The sequence below is a fragment of the Pseudomonas avellanae BPIC 631 genome, assembly GCF_000444135.1.
GTDB classification, from domain to species: domain Bacteria; phylum Pseudomonadota; class Gammaproteobacteria; order Pseudomonadales; family Pseudomonadaceae; genus Aquipseudomonas; species Aquipseudomonas avellanae.
The window spans coordinates 16,948-39,230 of sequence record NZ_ATDK01000046.1 but is presented as its reverse complement, the minus strand read 5'-3'; the positions used below and the strand labels follow the sequence as shown (position 1 = coordinate 39,230).

Below are 22,283 nucleotides of genomic sequence, written 5' to 3'. Positions count from 1 at the left end.
GTCCTCGTGCTGTGAATTCTTATTAGGTGCACTGATGCGTTGCTCAGTGAGCATATGTGTATCAAATGAAATTCTGATCAGTCAATCTCTTTCGCTGAAAAGTTTTTGAACGCCAGTTTGGCTCGGCTCGCTTATTAAAGAGCGCTTTTACTCAATGTATTCGCAAATCAGGCTTGACAGGATGGCGTGGATATCAGAGAAGTGACTGATCGGAATTTCACCGATTGAACATATGGTCAGATAAAAAGACCTCGGCAGTGGAGCCTGATGCCATGAACACACCTTTCCCGGTGGCTATCGGATGTGATGAAGCGGGTTATGAACTCAAGGAATTGTTGAAGCGCCATATCGAGTCACTGGGTTACCCGGTGACTGATTTCGGCACCCATTCCACCGCGCCGGTGCTTTACCCGGACATTGCCCTGGCCGTCGCGACCGCCATCAACGCCGGGCAGCAGCGCCTCGGGGTGCTGGTCTGCGGCACCGGGATCGGTATGGCCATCTCGGCCAACAAGGTGCTCGGGATTCGCGCTGCCCAGGCCCACGACACCTACTCGGCGGAACGGGCACGCAAGAGCAACGATGCGCAAATCCTCTCCATCGGTGCACGGGTGATCGGCGCGGAGTTGGCGAAAAGCATCGTCAAATCGTTCCTGGAATCGGAGTTCGAGGCTGCGCGCTCCGGTGCCAAGGTCGATCGCATCAGCGCGATCGAGCGTGACGGGCATCAATAGTGGACGGAACAGGGCGGGAGTAGGGAGAATGCGCCTTTGACGCCGAAACGGAAGCCCGTCCACATGAGTGACAGTACCCAGCGCATGGCCAGCGACATCGATCTGATGACTGAAGTCGCGATGCTCTATTACCTTGAGAACGTCACTCAGGAAGCTATCGCCAAACGCTTCGACCTTTCCCGGGCCAAGGTAAGCCGGCTCCTCAAGCGCGCACGCGATGAGGGCATTGTCGAAGTGCGCGTGCTGCAACACCCGGCCATGAACAACGAGCTGGAACTGGCACTGGTGGAGCGATTCCAGCTGGACCGGGCGTTGATTGCGGTTGATCACAGTGATCCCGATACCCAGCGCTCGGCGGTTGCCAGCCTGGTCGCCAATTACCTGAACAAAACCCTGGGCGACGGCATGATCGTCGCTGTCGGCATGGGCCGTAACGTTGGTGCAGTGGCCGACAACGTGTTTTTGCCGGTGACGCGCAACTGCACATTTGTCTGCGCCATCGGCGGTTCGCTCAAGGCCGGCGAATACATGAACCCCGACCACATCTGCCGGCGACTGGCGCTGCGCTTTGGCGGTGAAAGCGAGAGCCTGTACGCCCCGGCACTGGTCGCCAACCCCGAACTGCGCAGCATTCTGATCAGCAACGACACGGTGCGCTCAACGCTGGATCGCGCGCGCCGTGCCGACATGGCGCTGATCGGCATCGGTGACATGAGCGAAAACAGCAACATGGTGCGCATGGGCTGGTTCTCGCCGCAGGAAATCGCTCAGGCGCGGCTGTCCGGCACCGTCGGCGACATGATGGGCTACGATTTCATCGACATTCATGGCCAGCCAGCGGTCAACGCCATTCAGGGCAGGGTGATCGGCCTGACCGTGCAGGAGCTATTCCGCATCCCGGACGTGGTGGCCATCGCCAGCGAAAACACCAAGGCGGCGGCGACATTAGGGGCTTTGCGCTCGGGCGTGATCAACACACTGGCGACGACGGTCACCAATGCCCACACCATTCTTGCTCTGGATGACGCAACGCGCAAAGGGTGATGAGTCAGCGCAGCATTGCAGTTAGAAGGTCGTTACGGCTTGATTGATGAATGCAAAAGGGTTGAGCCACAAGGGCCGGGGCGGCCCTTTCTGTTATTCGGCTGTTTTGTTTCACGTTATTTCAAAGCCAGAACGTACGCCTGCACAGGTCAAACGTCGCAACTCGAAACCCTCAGCCGCCCGCCATCCAGCGTGCCAGACCATGTCGCCCACTGACCCCCAGTTTGGCGGTGGCGCGCTTGAGGTAGGTTTCCACCGAGCTATTCTTGACCTTCAGCCGCGCAGCCATTTCGGCCACGGTTCCGCCTGTCAGCAGGCCCAGGCAAACCTCCTGCTCGCGTGCGGACAACGTGATCGAATCCTGCGCCAGCCGGCCGCTGAACGCCTGGTCCAGAGAGCCGGGTTCCGGTTCCTGGCCTGCGCCACGGTTGCCGGCCTGGACGAGGCTTTATGCGTGATGCTCGACCAGTGGCAACAAAGTGTCAGACAGGCTTTTGAGCAACGACAGTTCGCTCAGGGAAAACGCACGCAGGGCCGTCAGCCGGTAGAAGCAGATGATCCGCCGACGGTCGCCCTGGCTTGAAACCAGATTGCACTGGTGGGTGTTGCGCTGCGGGTGTTGTTTGCTCAGCGGGGTCTTGAGCTGCACCAGCAAGGGGTCCTGCATGTGCAGGATGCTCGGTAGCAGCGGATGGTGCGGCGCTTCGGTGGTGGGCGGGTCGTATTGCAGGCCGGCGCCGCCGAGCAGGTTGATACGGCTGATGCTGCTCTGGCGCAGGTCCAGCGTCCACTCACTGAGGCCGAGCCCGTGAATGGGCACCAGTGCATCCACCAGTTGCAGCATGTGCCCGGCAAATGTAGCGCAGCCGGTGCTGGAGACCAGTTGAGCCAACTGCTGATAAAAGCGCGGATCGCTGCTGTATTCGGGGTGTTGCGCCGTGTTCATCCTGAGCTTTCCTGATTCCGACCGCGCAAAAAGGGACCGTGGTGGGCTCGTGCGCGGCAACTGCTGTTTGCAATGACTGATAAGTCTGATTGTGACACTGGGTCTTTGGGTATTCAGCCTAAGCTTTTATCCTGCGTCTGTAGCGGAAAACAGGGACAGAGTAGCAAGCGGATACACATGCCGTTGCCACGCTTGGTGGCTATACGCCAGTGTCCGGGTTTCAGGGGCCATACATCGGCCAGTTGGCAGTGCCTAATCCGCGGCTTATCCGCCAAGAAGGACCTTGAGCCATGCGTGCCTCTGTCGCCCCAACATTCCCCCTGACCGCTGCCCAGCGTGACATCTGGCTTGACCAGATCAGCCGTGGCGATTCTCCGCTCTACAACATCGGCGGCTACATGCAGATGACCGGGCCGATGGATGCCCAGGCGCTGCAACGTGCGCTGGCGCAACTGGTTGCAGCCCACGAAGGCTTGCGCACCGTGCTGATGCCAGGCGCCGGCGCGGATGGTTTGCCACTTCAGACGTACGCGGCGTCCATACCCATGCCGCTGGCAGTGCACGACTTCAGCGATCACCTCGATCCTGCCAGCTCAGCCTTGGCGCTGGTCAGCGAGCAGATGCAGCGTCCTTGTGTTTTCGATGGCCGTCCCTTGGTTGAATTTTGCCTGATTCGTCTGGGCACGGATGGTTACTGGCTGGCCACCCAGGCCCACCACCTGATTCTTGACGGGTGGGGTTACGGGCAGATGATGAAGTCACTGGGCGAGCTGTACACCGCGCAGATAGAGGGCCACAGCCTTGAACTCGACGCGCCGCGCTACAGCGATTTCATCATCGACGACGCCCGTTATCATGCATCACCACGCTTCGCCAAGGACAAGGCCTACTGGCTGGACAAATACCGCAGTCTGCCAGAACCCTTGCTGATGTCCCGCTATCACAACCGCCGGTTAACCGATCCGGCACCGTCGCATGCCTGGGTGCAGGCGCTGCCCGCAGCGCTGCATGCGCGCATAAAACAGTTCGCCGAACGCCACAATGCTTCGGCGTTTCATGTGTTGCTGGCGGCCTTGCATGTGTACTTCACACGCACGACGCAACGCAAGGAGTGGGTGGTCGGGCTGCCGCTGCTCAACCGCACCGGCGCGCACTTCAAGGCCACATTGGGCCACTTTGCCCAGGTCAGCGCCGTGCGTATGGCCTTCGCCGAAGGGCTGGACTTCGGCGCGCTGGTGGCCGAGGTGCGTGATGCGCTGAAACGCGATTTCCGTCATCAACGCTTTCCAGTCAGCGAGCTGAATCGCAGCCTGGAATTATCCCGTGAAGAGCGCGCCCAGCTGTTTGAAGTCTCGGTCTCCTACGAGCTGGAAGACCATGCCTACCGCTACGGCGAGGCCCAGGCAAAAACGGTAAAAGTCTCCAATGGCTTTGAAGCGACGCCTCTGGCCATTCATTTGCGCAGCAACAGCCTCAACGACGACGCCTCGCTGCACATTGTCCACCATCGGGCCTGGGTCGACGATGCCGAGGCACAAGCTATCGCCGGGCGCCTGCTGCATATTCTGGAGCAGGGCGTTGAAAGCCCGGCGCTGCAAATCGGGGATTTCCAGCTGCTGACACCTGCCGAGCAGCTGCACCTGCAGCACTGGAACCAGACACAAACAGAACTCGGCGATGAGCCGTTGATTCATCGGCGCATCGAGCAACAGGCGCGGGCGTTTCCAGATGCCGTGGCGGCGGCGTTTCAGGGGCAACACCTGACCTACGCGCAACTCAATCGGCACGCCAACGCACTGGCCCGGCGCTTGATCAACCACGGAGTGCGCCCGGATGATCGTGTTGCCGTCGTTTCGCGCCGCAGCCTGGAAACCTTGATCGGTTTGCTGGCGATTCTCAAAGCGGGCGCAGCCTATGTGCCCATCGACCCGTCGCACCCCCGCGAACGTCTGAATTACCTGCTGAGCGACAGCGCGCCGGTGGCCGTGTTGACACTATCGACGCTGGTGGATCGCTTACCGCCGCTGGCGGTGCCGCTGATCGAACTGGATCACTGCGCGCACAGCCAGGGCGATGACAGCAATCCGCAGGTGTCGGGCCTGAGCCGTGACAATCTGGTCTACGTGATCTACACCTCGGGCTCCACCGGCCAGCCAAAGGGCGTGATGGTCGAGCACAACACGCTGGCCAGTCTGGTGGACTGGCATTGCGCGGCGTTTGACGTGAAGGCGGGCAGCCACACCTCCTGCCTCGCAGGTTTCGGCTTTGACGCGATGGCCTGGGAGGTCTGGCCGACCCTGTGCGCAGGCGCCACCCTGCATCTGGCCCCGATCCAGGAAAGCGGCGAAGACATCGAAGCCATGCTCAACTGGTGGCGCGCCCAGCCGCTGGATGTCAGTTTTCTGCCCACCCCGGTGGCTGAATATGCGTTCAGCCAGGACGAAGAACACCCGACCCTGCACACCCTGTTGATCGGCGGCGACCGCCTTCGTCAGTTTGCCCACAACCGCCGTTACGCCGTGGTCAACAACTACGGCCCGACCGAAACCACGGTGGTCGCCACCTCCGGCCAGGTGTTTGCCAACGGTTCGCTGCACATCGGCGGCCCTATCGCCAATACTCGGGTTTATGTGCTTGATGAGCACTTGCAGCCCCTGCCGCCGGGCGTCCCCGGTGAGCTTTACATCGGCGGTGCAGGCGTGGCGCGTGGCTACCTGAACCAGCCGCAAATGACCGAAGAGCGCTTTATTCACGACCCGTTCAGTGACGTCGCAAGCGCGCGGATGTACCGCAGCGGCGACCTGGTGGCCTGGAACGCTGACGGCACACTGGATTACCTGGGCCGTAACGACGACCAGGTGAAGATTCGCGGCATGCGCATCGAGCCGGGTGAAATCGAGGCGGTGCTGACCCGCCAGGAAGGCGTCAAAGACGCCGTGGTGCTGGTCCGCGATTTCCATCTGCTGGCCTGGTTCACTGAAACGTCTGCGGTCGATACCGATGCACTGAATCATGCACTAAGAGCACTTTTGCCCGGTTACATGGTGCCGCGAGCCTTCACGCGCATGGCTTCGCTGCCATTGACCGCCAACGGCAAACTTGACCGCCGTGCGCTGCCCGACCCGGACCCTGCGTACTTGCTCGGTCACGTTTACGAGGCGCCACTGGGCGAGGTGGAAATCGCAATGGCGCCCGTCTGGGCGCAGGTGCTCGGCGTGGAACGGGTAGGGCGGCACGATAACTTCTTCGAGCTGGGCGGCCATTCGTTACTGGCGGTCAAACTGGTCGAACAGTTGCGCAAGGCAGGTTTGCAGGCCGATGTGCATGTGCTGCTCAGCCAGCCGACCCTGGCTGCGCTGGCCGCTTGCAACACTGCCGCGACTAACGCCCAAGCGTTTCAGGTACCCGAAAACCGCGTTCCGCCAGGCTGTACGCGAATCACTGCGGACATGTTGAGCCTGGTGACGCTTGAACAAGTCGCCATCGACCGAATTGTCGCCAGCGTGCCAGGCGGTGCCGCCAACGTGCAGGAAATCTACCCGCTGGCCCCCTTGCAGGAAGGCATTCTCTATCATCACCTGACCGCTGAGCAGGGCGATCCGTACCTGCTGCAATGGCGTCTGGCGTTCGACAGCCTTGAACGTCTTCACACCTGGGCCGCTGCCTTGCAACAGGTCATCGACCGCCACGACATTCTGCGCACCTCGGTGGTCTGGGAAGGGCTGGAAAGCCCGCAGCAAGTGGTCTGGCGCCGTGCCGAACTGACGTTGCAGGCAGTCGATTTCGACGCCGAAGACTCACAGATTTCAGTCGTTGATCGCCTGCAACGGCGGTATGACGCCCGCAGCCACCGGCTGGATCTGGCCCAGGCACCCTTGATGCGTCTGGTGCATGCCCACGATTCGTCGAGCGGCGAAACAGTCGCAATTCTGCTGTTCCATCACCTGGTGCTCGATAACACCGCGATGGAAGTGGTCAGCCGCGAAATGCAGGCACTGTTGTCTGGGCAGCATTCGGCGCTGAAAACGCCAGTGCCGTACCGCAACTACGTGGCACAGGTGAACCTGCGCAACGACGACGCGCGCCACAAGGCGTTTTTCAGTGAAATGCTCAGTGATGTCGAAGAACCGACCCTGCCTTTCGGCATACATGATGTGCCCGCCGATGGCAGCGGTATCGAAGAGGATCGACGCACACTCGACAGCAATCTGGCGCTGCGGCTGCGTGAGCAAGCCCGCCAACTCGGCGTGAGCGCCGCCAGTTTGATGCACGTCGCCTGGGCGCGGGTACTTGGCGTGCTCGCCAACCGCCGCGACGTGGTGTTCGGTACCGTTTTGCTCGGGCGCATGGGCGGCGAGGGTGCCGAGCGGGCGCTAGGGGTTTTCATCAATACCCTGCCGTTGCGGGTCGACACCGCGCTTGCCACCCGTGCAGCGGTGAAGGCTGTGCATTCAAGGCTTGCTGCGCTGATCGCCCATGAACAGGCATCCTTGGTACTCGCTCAGGGTTGCAGCGGCGTGGCCTCGGGTACGCCGCTGTTCAGCGCCTTGCTCAACTACCGCCACAGCGCCGAGGTCAAGCCGCACGACGGCGAAGGGCTCTGGCAAGGCGTGCGGGTGCTCGGCGGTGATGTACGCAGCAACTACCCGCTGACCCTCAGCGTCGATGACCTGGGCGAGAACTTCGACCTGCACGTGCTGGCCATGCAGGGCATGGGCGCCAAGCGTGTTGCGGGCTGGATGCAAAATACCCTGGAGCAACTGGTTCAGGCGCTGGAACGGGCCTGGCCGTTGGCGCTGGACAACGTTTCGATCCTCGACGCCGATGAGCGCCGGCACTTGCTGGAAGATTTCAATCCTGCCGGGCTGGCGTTCCCGGAGCGTCTCACCGTGCACGCGCTGATTGAAGCGCAGGTTGCCAGAACGCCACAAAGCCCTGCGCTGATTCAGGATGGCAACACCCTGACGTATGCCCAGCTCAACCAGCAGGCAAATCGCCTCGCGCATCATCTGATCAGCCTGGGCGTTATGCCGGACGAGCGGGTCGCGCTGTGCCTGCACCGTGGGCCGCAACGTCTGATCGCCATGCTCGCCGTACTCAAGGCGGGTGCCGCCTATGTGCCGGTAGACCCGGTTTATCCGGCCGAGCGCATTGCTTACCTGCTGCAAGACAGCACGCCGCGTCTGGTGCTGACCGAGCACGCGACGCTTGCTCTGGTGGGTGAGACCGCTCAGCTGAACATCGAGCAGGCCGACGTGCATTCGCACCCCGACAGCAATCCCCAGGTGCAGGGCCTTGATGCGCAAAACCTGGCGTACGTGATTTACACCTCCGGCTCCACCGGCCAACCCAAGGGCGTGATGGTCGAGCACTGCACGCTGGCCAATCTGGTGCATTGGCACTGCCAGGCGTTTGCGCTGCATGCAGGCAGTCATACGGCGAGCGTGGCCGGTTTCGGTTTTGATGCAATGGCCTGGGAAGTCTGGCCAGCGTTGTGTGCCGGTGCCGTGCTGCACCTGCCGCCCGCGCAGGTGGGCAACGAACACGTCGATGAACTGCTCGACTGGTGGCTGGAGCAACCGCTGCAGGTCAGTTTCCTGCCGACGCCGGTGGCTGAACAGGCGTTCAGACGCCCTCGGCAGCACCCGACGCTGCGCACGCTGCTGATCGGCGGCGACCGCTTGCGCCAGTTCGACAGCGACCCCGGCTTTGCGGTGATCAATAACTACGGCCCGACTGAAACCACAGTAGTAGCGACCTCCGGGCCGGTAACCCCGGGCGGCCCGCTGCACATTGGCGGTCCGATCGCCAACACCCGCGTTTACGTGCTGGATGAGCAACTGCAACCCGTTCCGGTCGGGGTTATCGGCGAGCTGTACATTGGCGGCGCAGGCGTTGCCCGTGGCTATTTGAACAAGCCGCAAATGACCGAAGAGCGCTTTGTCGCCGACCCGTTCAGCGACAAGGTGCAGGCGCGCATGTATCGCAGCGGCGATCTGGTGCGCTGGAATGTCGATGGCAGCCTGGATTACCTGGGCCGTAACGACGATCAAGTGAAGATCCGCGGCATGCGCATCGAGCTGGGTGAGATCGAGGCAGCGCTTGCCCGCCAGGCAGGCGTCAAAGACGCCGTGGTGCTGGTGCGCGGCGAACGCTTGCTGGCCTGGTTCACCGAAGTGTTCGCTGTGGAACCCGAAACCCTGCGCGAGGCGCTACAGGCTTGTTTGCCGTCGCACATGGTGCCGCTGGCCTTTATGCGCCTGCAATCGTTGCCGCTGACCAGCCACGGCAAGCTGGATCGCAATGCACTGCCAGACGCGGATCTGCAAGCGCTGACTGGGCAGGCCTACGAGGCACCGCAGGGCGAAACAGAAACCGTCATGGCGCAGCTCTGGGCGCAGGTGCTCGGCCTTGCGCACGTCGGCCGTCACGACAACTTCTTTGAACTGGGTGGCCATTCGCTCTTGGCGGTCAGCCTGGTCGAGCGCCTGCGCACCATCGGCCTGAGCGTCGATGTACGGGTGTTGCTGGGCCAGCCCACCGTGGCTGCGCTGGCTGCCTCCGTGGGCAAGGGCCGCGAGATCAGCGCACCGGTCAACCGCGTGCCGACGGGCTGCACGCACATCACCCCTGAGCTGTTGAGCCTGACCCGGCTCGACCAGCCGACCATCGACCGCATTGTCGCCACGGTGCCAGGCGGGGCGGCCAATGTGCAGGAAATCTACCCGTTGGCGCCGCTGCAGGAAGGCATTCTTTATCACCACCTGACGGCCGAACAGGGCGACCCGTACCTGCTGCAATTGCGCATCAATGTTGACAGCCTGGAGCGGCTGAACGCTGTCGCCGCTGCCTTGCGCACGGTCATCGCGCGCCACGACAGTCTGCGTACCGCAATTGTCTGGCAAGGGCTGGAGGTGCCGCAACAGGTGGTCTGGCGGCACGCCGATCTGACTGTCGAGCGCGTTGCGCCGACGCAGGTTGACGCCGAAGCAGGCACGGCACGCATGGACCTTGCGGGTGCGCCGCTGATTCGCCTGCTCTACAGCCCGGACGTAACCGGCCCTAGCCTGTCGGCAACATTACAGTTCCATCACATCGTGGTGGATGCCACGGCCCTTGAAGTCATGCGCGAGGAAATGCTCGCTCACCTGCGCGGCGAGCCCGGCCCTACGCTGCCCGCCGTGCCGTATCGCAACTATGTGGCGCAGGCACGAATGGGCGTCAGCGAAGCCGAGCACGAAACGTATTTCCGCGAGCAACTGGGCGACATCGACGAGCCAACCCTGCCGTTCGACCTGCGCGATGTGCAGGGTGACAGCCGTTCCATCGAGGAAGCGCAGCAGGTAGTGCCCGACGCACTGTTACGCGGGCTGCGCAGTCAGGCGCGGCAATTGGGGGGCAGCGTTGCCAGCCTGCTTCATCTGGCATGGGGTCGCGTACTGGCCGCTGCCACCGGTAACCCGCGCGTGGTTTTCGGCACGGTGCTGCTGGGTCGCTTGCAAGGCGGGGCGGGTGCCGACCGAGGCATGGGCATTTTCATCAATACCCTGCCGCTGCGTATCGATCTGGACAACGTCGGCGTGCGCGACGGCGCCCGCGCCACACATGCCCGTCTGGCCCAATTGCTCGGCCACGAGCACGCTTCGCTGGCCCAGGCGCAGCGCTGGAGTGGGGTGGCCGCGCCGCTGCCGTTGTTCAGCGCAATCCTCAACTATCGCCATGCCGCAGGCCAGGCGCGCCAGGATGCACAGCACGATGCCTGGCAGGGCCTGAACATTCTCGCCAGCGAAAAACACACCAACTATCCACTAAGCCTCAACGTCGATGATCTGGGCGAAAGCCTGCGCCTGAGCGTCACGGTGCCAGCCGAAATCGGCGCCCGGCGTATCTGCGGCTATGTGCAACAGGTGCTGGCCGGCATGCGCGACGCGCTGGAGAATCAGCCGGATCTGCCACTCCAGCGCCTGCCGGTGCTGCCTGCCGACGAGCGCCAGCGCTTGCTGGTCGATTTCAACGCCACTGACGTGCATCACGACTTGCAGCAAACCCTGCAGGGCCTGTTTGAAGCCCAGGTTGCGCGCACCCCGCAGGCGGTCGCAGTGCGCGCCGGACGTTCGCAATTGACCTATCGGCAGCTCAACGAACAGGCCAACTGCCTGGCTCATCACCTGATCAAGCTGGGTGTACGTCCTGACGACCGCGTAGCGATTTGTGTCGAGCGCGGCGTTGGTATGGTGGTCGGCCTGCTGGCGATCCTCAAGGCCGGTGGTGCTTATGTGCCGCTGGACCCGAGTTATCCGCGCGAACGCCTGCACTACATGTTCAAGGACAGCGCGCCCGTCGTGCTCCTGACACAGGCGAGCACCCGCGCACTGCTCGACGATGAAGGTACACCGCGTGTCGATCTGGACAGCGCCAACTGGGACATGCAGCGCTTTGCCAATCCTCGCGTCGCCGACCTGACGCCGAACCACCTGGCGTATGTCATCTACACCTCCGGCTCCACCGGTACGCCAAAAGGGGTGATGGTCGAGCATCGCAACGTCAGCAACCTGGTGCAGTGGAGCTCACAGCTGTGCCCGCCGAGCTCGGGTTCGGCGCTGCTGCACAAAACCCCCATCAGTTTCGACGCGTCGGTCTGGGAGATTTTCTGGCCGTTGAGCAGCGGCATTCCGCTGGTCCTGGCGCGCCCTGATGGCCAACGCGATCCGGCTTATGTGGCCCAGGTGATTCAGGAACGCAAGATCAGCGTGGTGCAGTTCGTGCCCGTGCTGTTGCAGCAGTTTCTCGACCTGCCGCAAAGCCGCGAGTGCCACAGCCTGACCGACATTGTTTGCGGCGGTGGCGAATTGACCGTCGCGCTGGCCGAACAGTTACGCCAGCGGCTGCCGCAGGTGCGCCTGCACAACGTTTATGGCCCGACCGAAACCACGGTGGATTGCAGCGTCTGGACCCTGGAGCCTCATCAGCCCGTGCCAGGCAGCGTATTGCCCATCGGTCGGCCGATCAGCAACACCCGCCTGTATGTGCTCGATGCGCAAGACCATCCCGTGCCGCAAGGGGTGAGCGGCCAGTTGCACATTGGCGGGGCCGGTGTGACACGCGGTTACCTGAACCTGCCGCAAGCGGATGCCGAGCGTTTCATCGACAGCCCGTTTGTCCGTGGCGACCGCTTGTACCGCAGTGGCGATCTGGTGCGTCAGCGGGCGGACGGCCTACTGGAGTTTCTGGGGCGCAACGACGATCAGGTGAAAATCCACGGCCTGCGTATCGAGCCGGGTGATATTCAGGCCTGCCTGACCGCCCACCCAGACATTCAACAAGCGGTGGTGCTGGTGCGTGACGAGCCACCGGGCGGCCAGCGACTGGTGGCCTATTACACCAGCACGCTGCTGCCCATCGAGACCTTGCGCGAGCTGTTGCGCGCGCAACTGCCCGATTACATGGTGCCGGCCCTCTATGTGCACCTGCACGAGATGCCGCTGGCCCCCAACGGCAAGCTGGATCGCAAGGCTCTGCCTGCACCGGGCGTCGACGCACTGCTGACCCGGCCTTACGAGGCACCGCAAGGCGAGACCGAAACCCTCTTGGCCAGCCTCTGGGCCGAACTGCTCGGTGTCGAGCAGGTCGGGCGGCACGACAACTTTTTCGAACTGGGCGGCCACTCGCTGCTGGCGGTAAGCCTGACGGCGCGCTTGCGCCAGGAAGGCATCGAGGCCGATGTCCGGGCACTCTTCGAACAACCTACGCTGGCCGGCTACGCAGCCATCACAGAAAACATGGAGATTATCCTGTGAGCATCAACGAACTCCTGGCAACACTCAAAGCTCACGATATCCAATTGACGGTCAAGGATGGACAACTGGTGGTGCAGGGCAATCGCCGTGCCTTGAGCGACAACGGCTTGCTGGACCATTTGCGCGCCCACAAGCCGGCGCTGATCGAACTCATCGAACAGGGCGATTACCGCAGTGGCAAACGCGGGGCGCTGGTGTTACCGGCCAATGGCATCGTGCCGGGCTGCGAGCGGATCACGCCCGAGATGCTGACGCTGGTCGAGCTTGACCAAGGCGCGATTGATCGTTTGCTCGATCTGATACCGGGAGGGGCTGCCAATGTGCAGGACCTTTATCCGCTGGCGCCCTTGCAGCAGGGCATTTTGTATCACCACGTGACCGCCACTCAGGGCGATCCGTATGTCATGCAGGTGCAGTTCGCTTTTTCCGATCAGCCACGTCTGGAGGCGTTCGCCCAGGCGCTGCAAACGGTCATCGATCGCCACGACATCCTGCGCACCTCCGTGCATTGGGCCGGGCTGGAAACCCCGGTGCAGGTGGTCTGGCGTCACGCTGAACTGAAGGTCGACAAGGTATCGACGGGCGAAGGCAGCACGATGGACCTGGGCCAGGCACCGCTGATGCGTCTGGTCTGTCATGAATCCGCGCCTGCGGACGGCCACGGGGTGAAGGCCACGCTGCTGTTCCACCACATCGCGATGGACCACAGCGCCCTTGAAGTGGTGCGCCATGAAATACAGGCCTGCCTGCTCGGCCAGGCCGACGCGCTGGGTGTGCCGGTGCCGTTTCGCAACTACGTGGGGCAGGCGCTGCTGGGTGTCAGCGAAGAAGAACACGAAACGTTTTTCCGCGAGATGCTCGCCGACCTCGACGAGCCGACGCTGGCTTATGGCCTGCAAGACCTGAGCGGCGACGGCGATGACCTTGAAGAGCACAGCATTACGTTTGACCTGCTGCTGTGCCAGCGCTTGCGCACGCAAGCGCGAACCCTCGGGGTCAGCGTCGCCAGTCTGTTCCATCTGGGCTGGGCACAGGTGCTGGCAGGCCTGACGGGGCAGCCGCGCGTGGTGTTCGGCACCGTGCTGATGGGCCGCCTGCTGGGCGCCGAGGCCACGGAGCGGGCGCTGGGCATTTTCATCAATACGTTGCCGCTGCGTCTTGATCTTGGCGATCAAGACGTGCCTGCCGCCGTGCGCGCCACCCACCAGCGCCTGACCGCCCTGATGCGCCACGAACATGCACCGCTGGCGCTGGCTCAGCGGTGCAGCGGTGTACAAGCGCCGACGCCGCTGTTCAACGCCTTGCTCAATTATCGCCACAGCGCACCGGCGCAGGCGTCCGGCGAAACCTGGCAGGGCATTGAAGTGCTGCAGGCGCAGGAGCGCAGCAACTACCCGCTGGTGCTGAGCGTCGATGACCTGGGCGAGGCGTTCGGCTTCACTGCGCAAACGTCCTCGGGCATCGAGCCGCAACGCCTCTGCGCCTACCTGCAACGGGCCATGGAAAGCGTGATCGATGCGCTTGAGCAGACGCCGCAGATGCCGGTCGCGCAGCTTGATATCGTGCCCGCCAGTGAGCGTGCGCAGTTGCTGCAAGGCTTCAACGACCACTATGCCGAGTACCAATGCGCACTGACCTTGCACCAGCGCATCGAACAACAGGCCCAGGCGCGCCCGGACGCCATCGCCGCGCAAGTGGGCGAGCACTGCCTGAGCTATGAAGAACTGAACCAGCGCGCCAACGCCCTTGCGCATCACCTGATCAGCCTCGGCGTACGCCCGGACGACCGCGTTGCGGTGGTCGCCAGGCGGGGTTTGGAGACACTGGTCAGCCTGCTGGCGGTGCTCAAATCCGGTGCTGGCTACGTGCCCATCGACCCGACCCACCCGGACGAGCGCGTGGCCTACCTGCTGACCGACAGCGCGCCGGTGGCGGTGCTGACGCAACCTTCGTTGCTGCCCCGCCTTGAAGGGCTGAGCCTGCCGGGGCCGAAAGCAACGCTGATCGACCTTGAGCGTTCGGACTGGCCAGCACACACCAGCAACCCACAGCTCGCCGAGTTGACGTCAAGCCATCTGGCCTACGTGATCTACACCTCCGGCTCGACCGGGCAGCCCAAAGGCGTGATGGTCGAACACCGCACGCTGAACAACCTGATCGACTGGCACTGCGAGGCGTTTGACTTGCGTGCCGGCAGCCATACCGCCAGCGTGGCGGGGTTTGGCTTCGACGCGATGGCCTGGGAAGTCTGGCCAGCCTTGTGTGCCGGGGCCACGCTGCACCTGCCGCCAGCTGACATCGGCAACGAACAGCTTGATGCGCTGCTCGACTGGTGGCTGGCTCAGCCGCTGCAGGTCGCGTTCCTGCCGACCCCGGTCGCGGAATACGCATTCAGCCGTGACCTGCGTCACCCGACGCTGCGCACGCTGCTGATTGGCGGCGACCGTTTGCGTCAGTTTCATCGCGATCCGGGCTTTGCCGTGATCAACAACTATGGCCCGACCGAAACCACCGTGGTCGCCACCTCAGGCCGTTTGTTGCCTGACGGTAGCCTGGACATCGGCAAACCGATCGCCAACACCTCGGTGTACCTGCTGGACAGCCAGCACAAGCTGGTCCCGTTCGGGGTGGCCGGCGAGCTGTACATCGGCGGCGAGAGTGTTGCGCGTGGCTACCTGAACCAGCCGCAACTGACCGCTGAGCGCTTTCTGCGCGATCCGTTCGCCGAGCAGCCGCAAGCGCGCATGTACCGTACGGGCGATCTGGCGCGCTGGAACGCCGATGGCACGCTTGAGTACCTGGGTCGTAACGACGATCAGGTGAAGATTCGTGGCGTACGCATCGAACTGGGCGAAATCGAAAGCCAGTTCAGCCAGCTTCCGGGCATTGAAGAAGCATTGGTGCTGGCGCGCGAAGATGAGCCAGGCCAGCCGCGTCTGGTGGGTTACTTCACCGAGCGGGCAGATGCAACGCCCACCGGTCTGGATGACCTGCGCACGGCGCTGGCCGCCCGATTGCCCGCCTACATGGTGCCCAGCGCACTGGTGCGGCTAGACAGCTGGCCGTTGACGGCCAACGGCAAGGTCGATCGCCGGGCCTTGCCGGTGCCTGACCGCAGCGCGCTGTCCAGCGGGGAATACCAGGCACCGCAAGGTGATCTGGAAAACGCATTGGCCGCCATCTGGAGCGAATTGCTGCAGGTCGAGCGGGTAGGGCGTCAGGACCGCTTTTTTGAACTGGGCGGCCATTCGCTGCTGGCCATGCGCATGGTGTCTCAGGTGCGCCAGCGTCTCTCGCTGGAACTGACACTGGGCGACCTGTTCGCCGACAGCGCGTTGAGCGCCGTGGCCCAGTGCCTGGCCGCCGCTGCGCGCAGCCAGTTGCCGGCCATCGACGTGCAGCCGCGCAATGGCCCGGTGCCGTTGTCTTCTGCGCAACAGCGCATCTGGTTCATGGCGCAGATGGAAGACGCCAACAGCGCCTACAACATTTCGTTGGGCCTTAAACTGACCGGCCCACTGGACAGCCGAGCCCTGAAGCGTGCACTGGAGCGCATCGTGGCCCGTCACGACAGCCTGCGCAGCCGCTTCAGCCAGGAAGACGATATCGCCTGGGTGCAGGCGGCGCCCGTCACTTCAGTGCCGGACATCTGCTGGCAGGATTTGCGCGGTCACGGCGCCGATGCCTTGCGCGCAGTAGCCCAGGAAGAAGCCGCGCAGCCCTTCGATCTGCGCCACGACCTGCCTGTTCGCGGTCGTTTGCTATGCCTGGCCGAAGAACGTCACGTACTGCTGCTGACCGTGCACCATATCGTTGCCGACGGCTGGTCGCTGGGTGTACTGACCCGTGAACTGACCGCGCTGTATCAGGCGTTCAGCCAAGGGCTGGCTGATCCGCTGCCCCCGCTGGCACTGCAATATGGCGATTACGCCGTGTGGCAACGCACCTGGCTGGACGCCGAACGCCTGAGCCATAAGGCCGATTACTGGCAGCAGGCGCTGACGGGTGCGCCGGTGTTGCTGACATTACCGACCGACCGACCGACCACGTCCTGCGCATCAGGACTACTCCGGGGCCAGCGTCGCGCTGACTCTGGATGCGCGCCTGAGCACTGACATCAGAACGTTCTGCCAAGCCCAGTCGGTGACACCGTTCATGCTGTTCATGGGCGCCTGGGCGGTATTGCTGGCGCGGTTATCCGGCCAGGAAGAGGTCGTTGTCGGCATGCCGGTGGCCAACCGCCGTCGTGCCGAAATCGAAGGCTTGATCGGCCTGTTCGTCAATACCCTGGCCGTGCGTGTCGACACCTCCGACGAGCCGGATGCCGTGACCCTACTCGCGCGCATCAAGGCCCGCGTGGTGGCGGCGCAAGACCATCAGGACCTGCCTTTCGAGCAAGTGGTGGAGCGCCTGCGGCCGCCGCGCAGCCTGGCGCACAGCCCGTTATTCCAGGCATCACTGACCTGGGACGGCAGTCAGGGGCTGGACCTGCAACTGGGCGATCTGCAACTGCAACCGCTGGAAGATCAGGCCGCTTTCGCAAAATTCGACCTGGCGCTGAGCGTCGGCGACAGCGCCGAACATTTCCGCTGCATCGTGGAATACGCCACCGCGTTGTTTGACCGCGGCACCGTCGAACGCTATCTGGGTTATCTGCAAGCGATACTGCGTGGCATGGTCGCTGACGGCCAGACGGTGGTGAACCACATTCCGCTGTTGTCGGAGGCCGAGCGTCGGCAGTTGACTGACGTTTTCAATGCACCCGACGTGGTTTACCCGCAAGGGCAGACCCTGCACAGCCAGTTTGAAGCGCAAGTGCAGCGCACGCCGGATGCGATTGCCGTGAGTTTTGCAGAACAATCGTGGAGCTATGCGACGCTCAACGCCCAGGCCAACAAAATCGCGCATCGCCTGATCGGCCTGGGCATCGGTGAGGACGACCGTGTCGCCATCTGCACGCATCGCGGCCTGGAAATGATCGCGGGGCTGCTGGGGATTCTCAAGGCCGGTGCCGCCTACGTGCCCCTGGACCCGGCTTACCCGCTGGAGCGCATTGCCTACACCCTCGGTGACAGCGCGCCGGTGGCGCTACTGAGCCAGCGTTCGGTGCAGGCCGCCTTGCCGGCGTCGCAAGTGCCGGTGATCAGCCTCGACGATGCCGGTTTGCAGGACGAATCCGAGCGTAATCCGTAGGTGCCGGTCAAGCCCACGAGCCTGGCGTATGTGATCTACACCTCCGGCTCCACCGGTAAGCCCAAGGGGGTGCTGATCGAACACCGCAACGTTGCGCGTCTGTTCTCGGCCACCGAAAACTGGTTCGGTTTCAACGAACAGGACGTCTGGTCGCTGTTCCACTCGTTCGCCTTCGACTTCTCGGTCTGGGAAATCTGGGGCGCGTTGCTGCACGGCGGACGTCTGTTGATCGTGCCGCAACTGGTCAGCCGCTCGCCTGAAGACTTCTACGCGCTGCTGTGCAGCGCCGGGGTGACGGTGCTCAACCAGACGCCGAGTGCGTTCCGCCAACTGATTGCGGCCCAAGGCGAAAACCCGCAGGCGCATTCGCTGCGCCAGGTGATTTTTTGGCGGTGAAGCGCTGGAAACCGCGATGCTCAAGCCGTGGTACGCCCGCAACGTGAACGCCGGTACCCAACTGGTGAACATGTACGGCATCACCGAAACCACCGTGCACGTGACCTATTACCCGGTGCAGCCCGAAGACGCCCAGCGTGTCGGCGCCAGCCCGATCGGCAAGCGCATTGCCGATTTGCAGCTGTATGTTCTCGATACCTGCGGCGAGCCGGTGCCGCTCGGTGTGGTCGGTGAGCTGTATGTCGGCGGCGCCGGCGTGGCACGCGGCTACCTGAACCGTGACGCACTGACGGCCGAACGTTTCCTCGACAACCCGTTCAGCCACGCCGCAGATGCGCGCATTTACCGGACCGGTGACCTGGCGCGCTGGATGGCCGACGGTAGCCTGGAATACCTGGGCCGCAACGACGAGCAAGTCAAGATTCGCGGCTTTCGTATCGAGCTGGGTGAGATCGCGTCTCGCTTGAATGATCATCCGCAGGTTCTCGACGCTGTGGTCGTGGCGCGCGAGGATGTGCCCGGAGACAAGCGACTGGTGGGCTACTACACCTGTGCTGAAGGCCAGACCGGACTGGATATCGAGCAGTTACGCACCTGGCTGTCGGGGTTGCTGCCTGATTACATGGTGCCTGCGGCCTTTGTACGGCTTGCCGGCCTACCGATGACGGCGAATGGCAAACTGGACCGCAAAAGCCTGCCAGCACCGGATCGCGACAGCCTCGCCAGCCGGGCCTATGAAGCGCCGCACGGCGCGGTCGAAATCGCTCTGGCCAGCCTCTGGGCGGAGCTGCTGCACGTGGAGCAGGTCGGTCGGCAGGATAATTTCTTTGAACTGGGCGGTCATTCGCTGCTCGCCGTGACCCTGATTGCGCGCATGCGCCGTCTGGACATGAGAGCGGACATTCGCGTTCTTTTCGTTCAGCCAACGCTGGCCGCGCTAGCTGAGGCGGTGGGTCGCGACAGCGAAATCCAGGTGCCGGCCAACCTGATCGACGCGCATTGCCAGCACATCACCCCCGAACTGCTGCCTTTGGTAGCGCTGGATCAGGCCGCCATCGACCGTATCGTTGCGCAGGTGCCGGGCGGGGCCGCCAATGTGCAGGATATCTATCCGCTGGGCCCCTTGCAGACCGGCATTCTTTATCACCACCTGACAGCCGGGGACCGCGATCCCTATCTGTTGCAACCGCAGTTCGCGTTCGCCGACGCGTCGCGTCTGGACGCTTTTTGCCAGGCCTTGCAGCGGGTGATCGAGCGCAACGACGTTCTGCGCACTGCGTTGTGCTGGGAAGGTCTGCAAGCGCCGGTTCAGGTGATCTGGCGGCAGGCCCCGCTGCGCCTTCAAGAGACGGCCTTGCCAGAGCTTTTCAATGCGCCGCGCATGGAACTGACTCAAGCGCCGCTGCTGCATCTGGTGTATGCCCATGACCCGGACAACCAGAGGATCACTGCGGTGCTGCGCTACCACCATGTGATCATGGACCACATCGCCCTTGACGTATTGAGCCACGAGTTACAGGCCATACTGCTGGGCAACGAAGCCGGACTCGCCGCCCCCGTGCCGTACCGCAACTACATCGCCCACGTCCTGCAAGGGCCTGGCGATGACGCCCATGAAGCGTTCTTCCGCGCGCAACTGGGCGATGTCGATGAGCCGACCTTGCCTTACGGTCTGGCAATGACCTCCGCCGAGCAGATTCCTGGCGAGGCCCGGCTCACACTGGACAGCGCCCTGTGCAGCCAGGTGCGCGATCAGGCCAGGCAGTTGAGTGTCAGCGCCGCCACCTTGATGCACCTGGCCTGGGCCCAGGTGCTGGGGCAGTTGTCCGGGCGCGACAGCGTGGTGTTCGGCACCGTGCTGCTTGGGCGTTTGCGCGGGGGTGAAGGCGGTGAGCGCGCTCTGGGTGTGTTTATCAATACCTTGCCGCTGCGCATGGACCTGGCCGGGCACAGCGCGCGCAGTGCGGTGCTCGACCTGCACGGGCGTCTGGTCGGCATGCTCGCCCACGAGCATGCTCAGCTGGCACTGGTTCAGCGCTGCAGCGCCTTGCCGGCTGGCGCGCCGTTGTTCAATACGCTGCTCAATTACCGTCACAGCGCGGCGTCGCAGGTCGATGACCCGGCGAGCAGCGCCGCATGGCAAGGCATTGAGGTCATCCACGCAGAAGAGCGCAGCAACTACCCGCTGACCGTGTGTATCGATGACTTCGGCGATGATTTCGGCCTGACGGTCCAGGCGGCACCGGGTATTGATCCGCAACGGATCTGCGCTTATCTGCAACAGGCCCTTGTGCATCTGGTGCAGGCACTGCAACAACCACCGAAAACCACGCTGATCGAATCGTCGGTGCTGCCGGAGGCTGAGCACGAGCAACTGCTGACCACGTTCAACGATACCCACCGTGAATACCCCCGCGAGCAGCCCGTGCACCGCCTGTTCGAGCGTCGCGCAGCACTTCATCCGCAGGCCATTGCGGCCGTGCATGGTCGTCGTTCGCTGACGTACGGCGAGTTGAACGAACGCGCCAACCACCTTGCGCATTACCTGCTGGGGCAGGGCGTACGGCCTGATGAGCATGTGGCGATTCTGCTGCCACGCTCGCTGGAACTGCTGATCAGCCAGTTGGCCATCGGCAAGTGCGCGGCAACCTATGTACCGCTGGATGTCAATGCGCCTGCCGAGCGGCAGCACTACATGCTCGACGACTGCCAGGCGAAATGCGTGTTGACGCAGAGCGCCATGTCTATTGCCACGTCGGTGCAGCGCATCGATCTGGACCAACTGCACCTGGACGATCAGCCCGCGCATGATCCGGGCTTGCCGCAAGGCGCGGACACAGCGGCTTACGTCATGTACACCTCGGGCTCCACCGGGGCACCAAAAGGTGTGCGCGTCGGCCATCGCGGCATCGTCCGGCTGGTGTTGAACAACGGCTATGCCGAGTTCAACGAACAGGACAGCATCGCGTTTGCGTCCAACCCGGCGTTCGATGCCAGCACCATGGAAGTCTGGGGTGCCTTGCTCAACGGCGGGCAGCTGTTTGTGATCGAACACACCACGCTGATCGACCCGGCGCGCTTCAGCGCAGCCTTGCGTCACGGCAACGTCAGCGTGCTGTTTCTCACCACGGCGCTGTTCAACCAGTACGTGCAAATGATTCCTGAGGCGCTCTGCGGCTTGCGAGTGCTGATTTCAGGTGGCGAACGCGCCGACCCGGCAAGCTTTCGGGCACTGCTGGCCCAGGCGCCGGGCCTGCATTTGTTGAACGGTTACGGCCCGACCGAGACCACCACCTTCGCGACTGCTTACGATGCTCGGTCGCTGGCAAGCAGCGCCGAATCAGTGCCTATCGGCCGCCCCATCGGCAACACTCGGGTTTACGTGCTGAACGCTCAGCAACGCCTGGCGCCGCTGGGTGTGATCGGCGAGCTGTACATCGGTGGCGACGGCGTTGCCTTGGGGTATCTGAACCGCCCGGAGCTGACCGCCGAGAAATTTATTGCCGACCCGCTCAGCGATCAGCCCGGTGCCATGATGTACCGCACGGGCGATCTGGGCCGCTGGCTGGACGACGGGCAACTGGAATGCCTGGGGCGCAACGATGACCAGGTCAAGATCCGTGGTTTCCGTATCGAACTGGGCGAGATCGTCAATTGCCTGCACCAATTGCCGGGGATCAGGGAAGCGGTGGTGCTGGCCCGCGAAGACGAGCCGGGCAATGTGCGCCTGGTCGCCTATTTCACCAGCCAACAGGACGTCGAAGCGCCCGCGCCGGAACAGATGCGTGCGCACATGCAGGCCAACCTGCCGGATTATATGGTCCCGGTGGCCTTCATCGAGCTGACCGCGCTGCCGTTGACCGCCAATGGCAAGCTGGACCGCCGTGCATTGCCTGAACCGGATCACTCCTCGCTGCTGGGGCTTGCCTACGAACCACCGCAGGGTGACATTGAAATCGCCCTGGCGCAAATCTGGGCCGAAGTGTTGCAGGTAGAGCGGGTCGGCCGCCACGATCACTTTTTCGACATGGGCGGGCATTCCCTGCTGGCCATGCGCATGGTTTCTCAGGTTCGCCAGCAACTGGGCATGGAATTGCCACTGGGCGAACTCTTTGCGCTGGGTGAACTGGCAGCCGTTGCTGCCGCGCTGGCCGGTGCCGGACGCAGCGAGCT

Annotated in this window: 4 protein-coding genes and 2 pseudogenes; 5 read left to right on the top strand and 1 reads right to left on the bottom strand. The window is 63.1% G+C overall.

The genetic code is table 11. The annotated features are described in order from the left end of the window. Positions 1–272: 272 nt before the first annotated feature. Complete coding sequence (rpiB, locus tag DW49_RS0102195) at positions 273–734, top strand: ribose 5-phosphate isomerase B (protein WP_005618119.1); 462 nt, start codon at positions 273–275, stop codon at positions 732–734. Between the two features lie 63 nt (positions 735–797). After that, positions 798–1,778 (top strand): sugar-binding transcriptional regulator, encoded by a 981-nt coding sequence (locus DW49_RS0102190; protein ID WP_005737586.1) that lies wholly within the window; start codon positions 798–800, stop codon positions 1,776–1,778. 172 nt (positions 1,779–1,950) lie between these two features. On the opposite strand, the pseudogene DW49_RS01000000127990 reads toward DW49_RS0102190, so the two are convergent. After that, a pseudogene (locus tag DW49_RS01000000127990) lies at positions 1,951–2,724 on the bottom strand (helix-turn-helix transcriptional regulator). Between the two features lie 290 nt (positions 2,725–3,014). Between DW49_RS01000000127990 and DW49_RS0102180 the strand changes: the two are divergent. The 3 genes and pseudogenes from DW49_RS0102180 to DW49_RS1000000134135 form a co-directional block, all read left to right on the top strand. Further along, positions 3,015–12,521: a non-ribosomal peptide synthetase gene (locus tag DW49_RS0102180; RefSeq protein WP_024421087.1), complete on the top strand. Its 9,507-nt coding sequence runs from the start codon at positions 3,015–3,017 to the stop codon at positions 12,519–12,521. After that, on the top strand, positions 12,518–16,636 hold the full coding sequence (locus tag DW49_RS1000000134140; protein ID WP_032616504.1) for a non-ribosomal peptide synthetase: 4,119 nt from the start codon (positions 12,518–12,520) through the stop codon (positions 16,634–16,636). Before DW49_RS0102180 ends, DW49_RS1000000134140 begins: the two co-directional genes overlap by 4 nt. Next, positions 16,608–22,260 (top strand): annotated as a pseudogene (locus tag DW49_RS1000000134135) (amino acid adenylation domain-containing protein); the annotation flags it as partial. The gene DW49_RS1000000134140 and the pseudogene DW49_RS1000000134135, both read left to right, overlap by 29 nt. Positions 22,261–22,283: the final 23 nt, after the last annotated feature.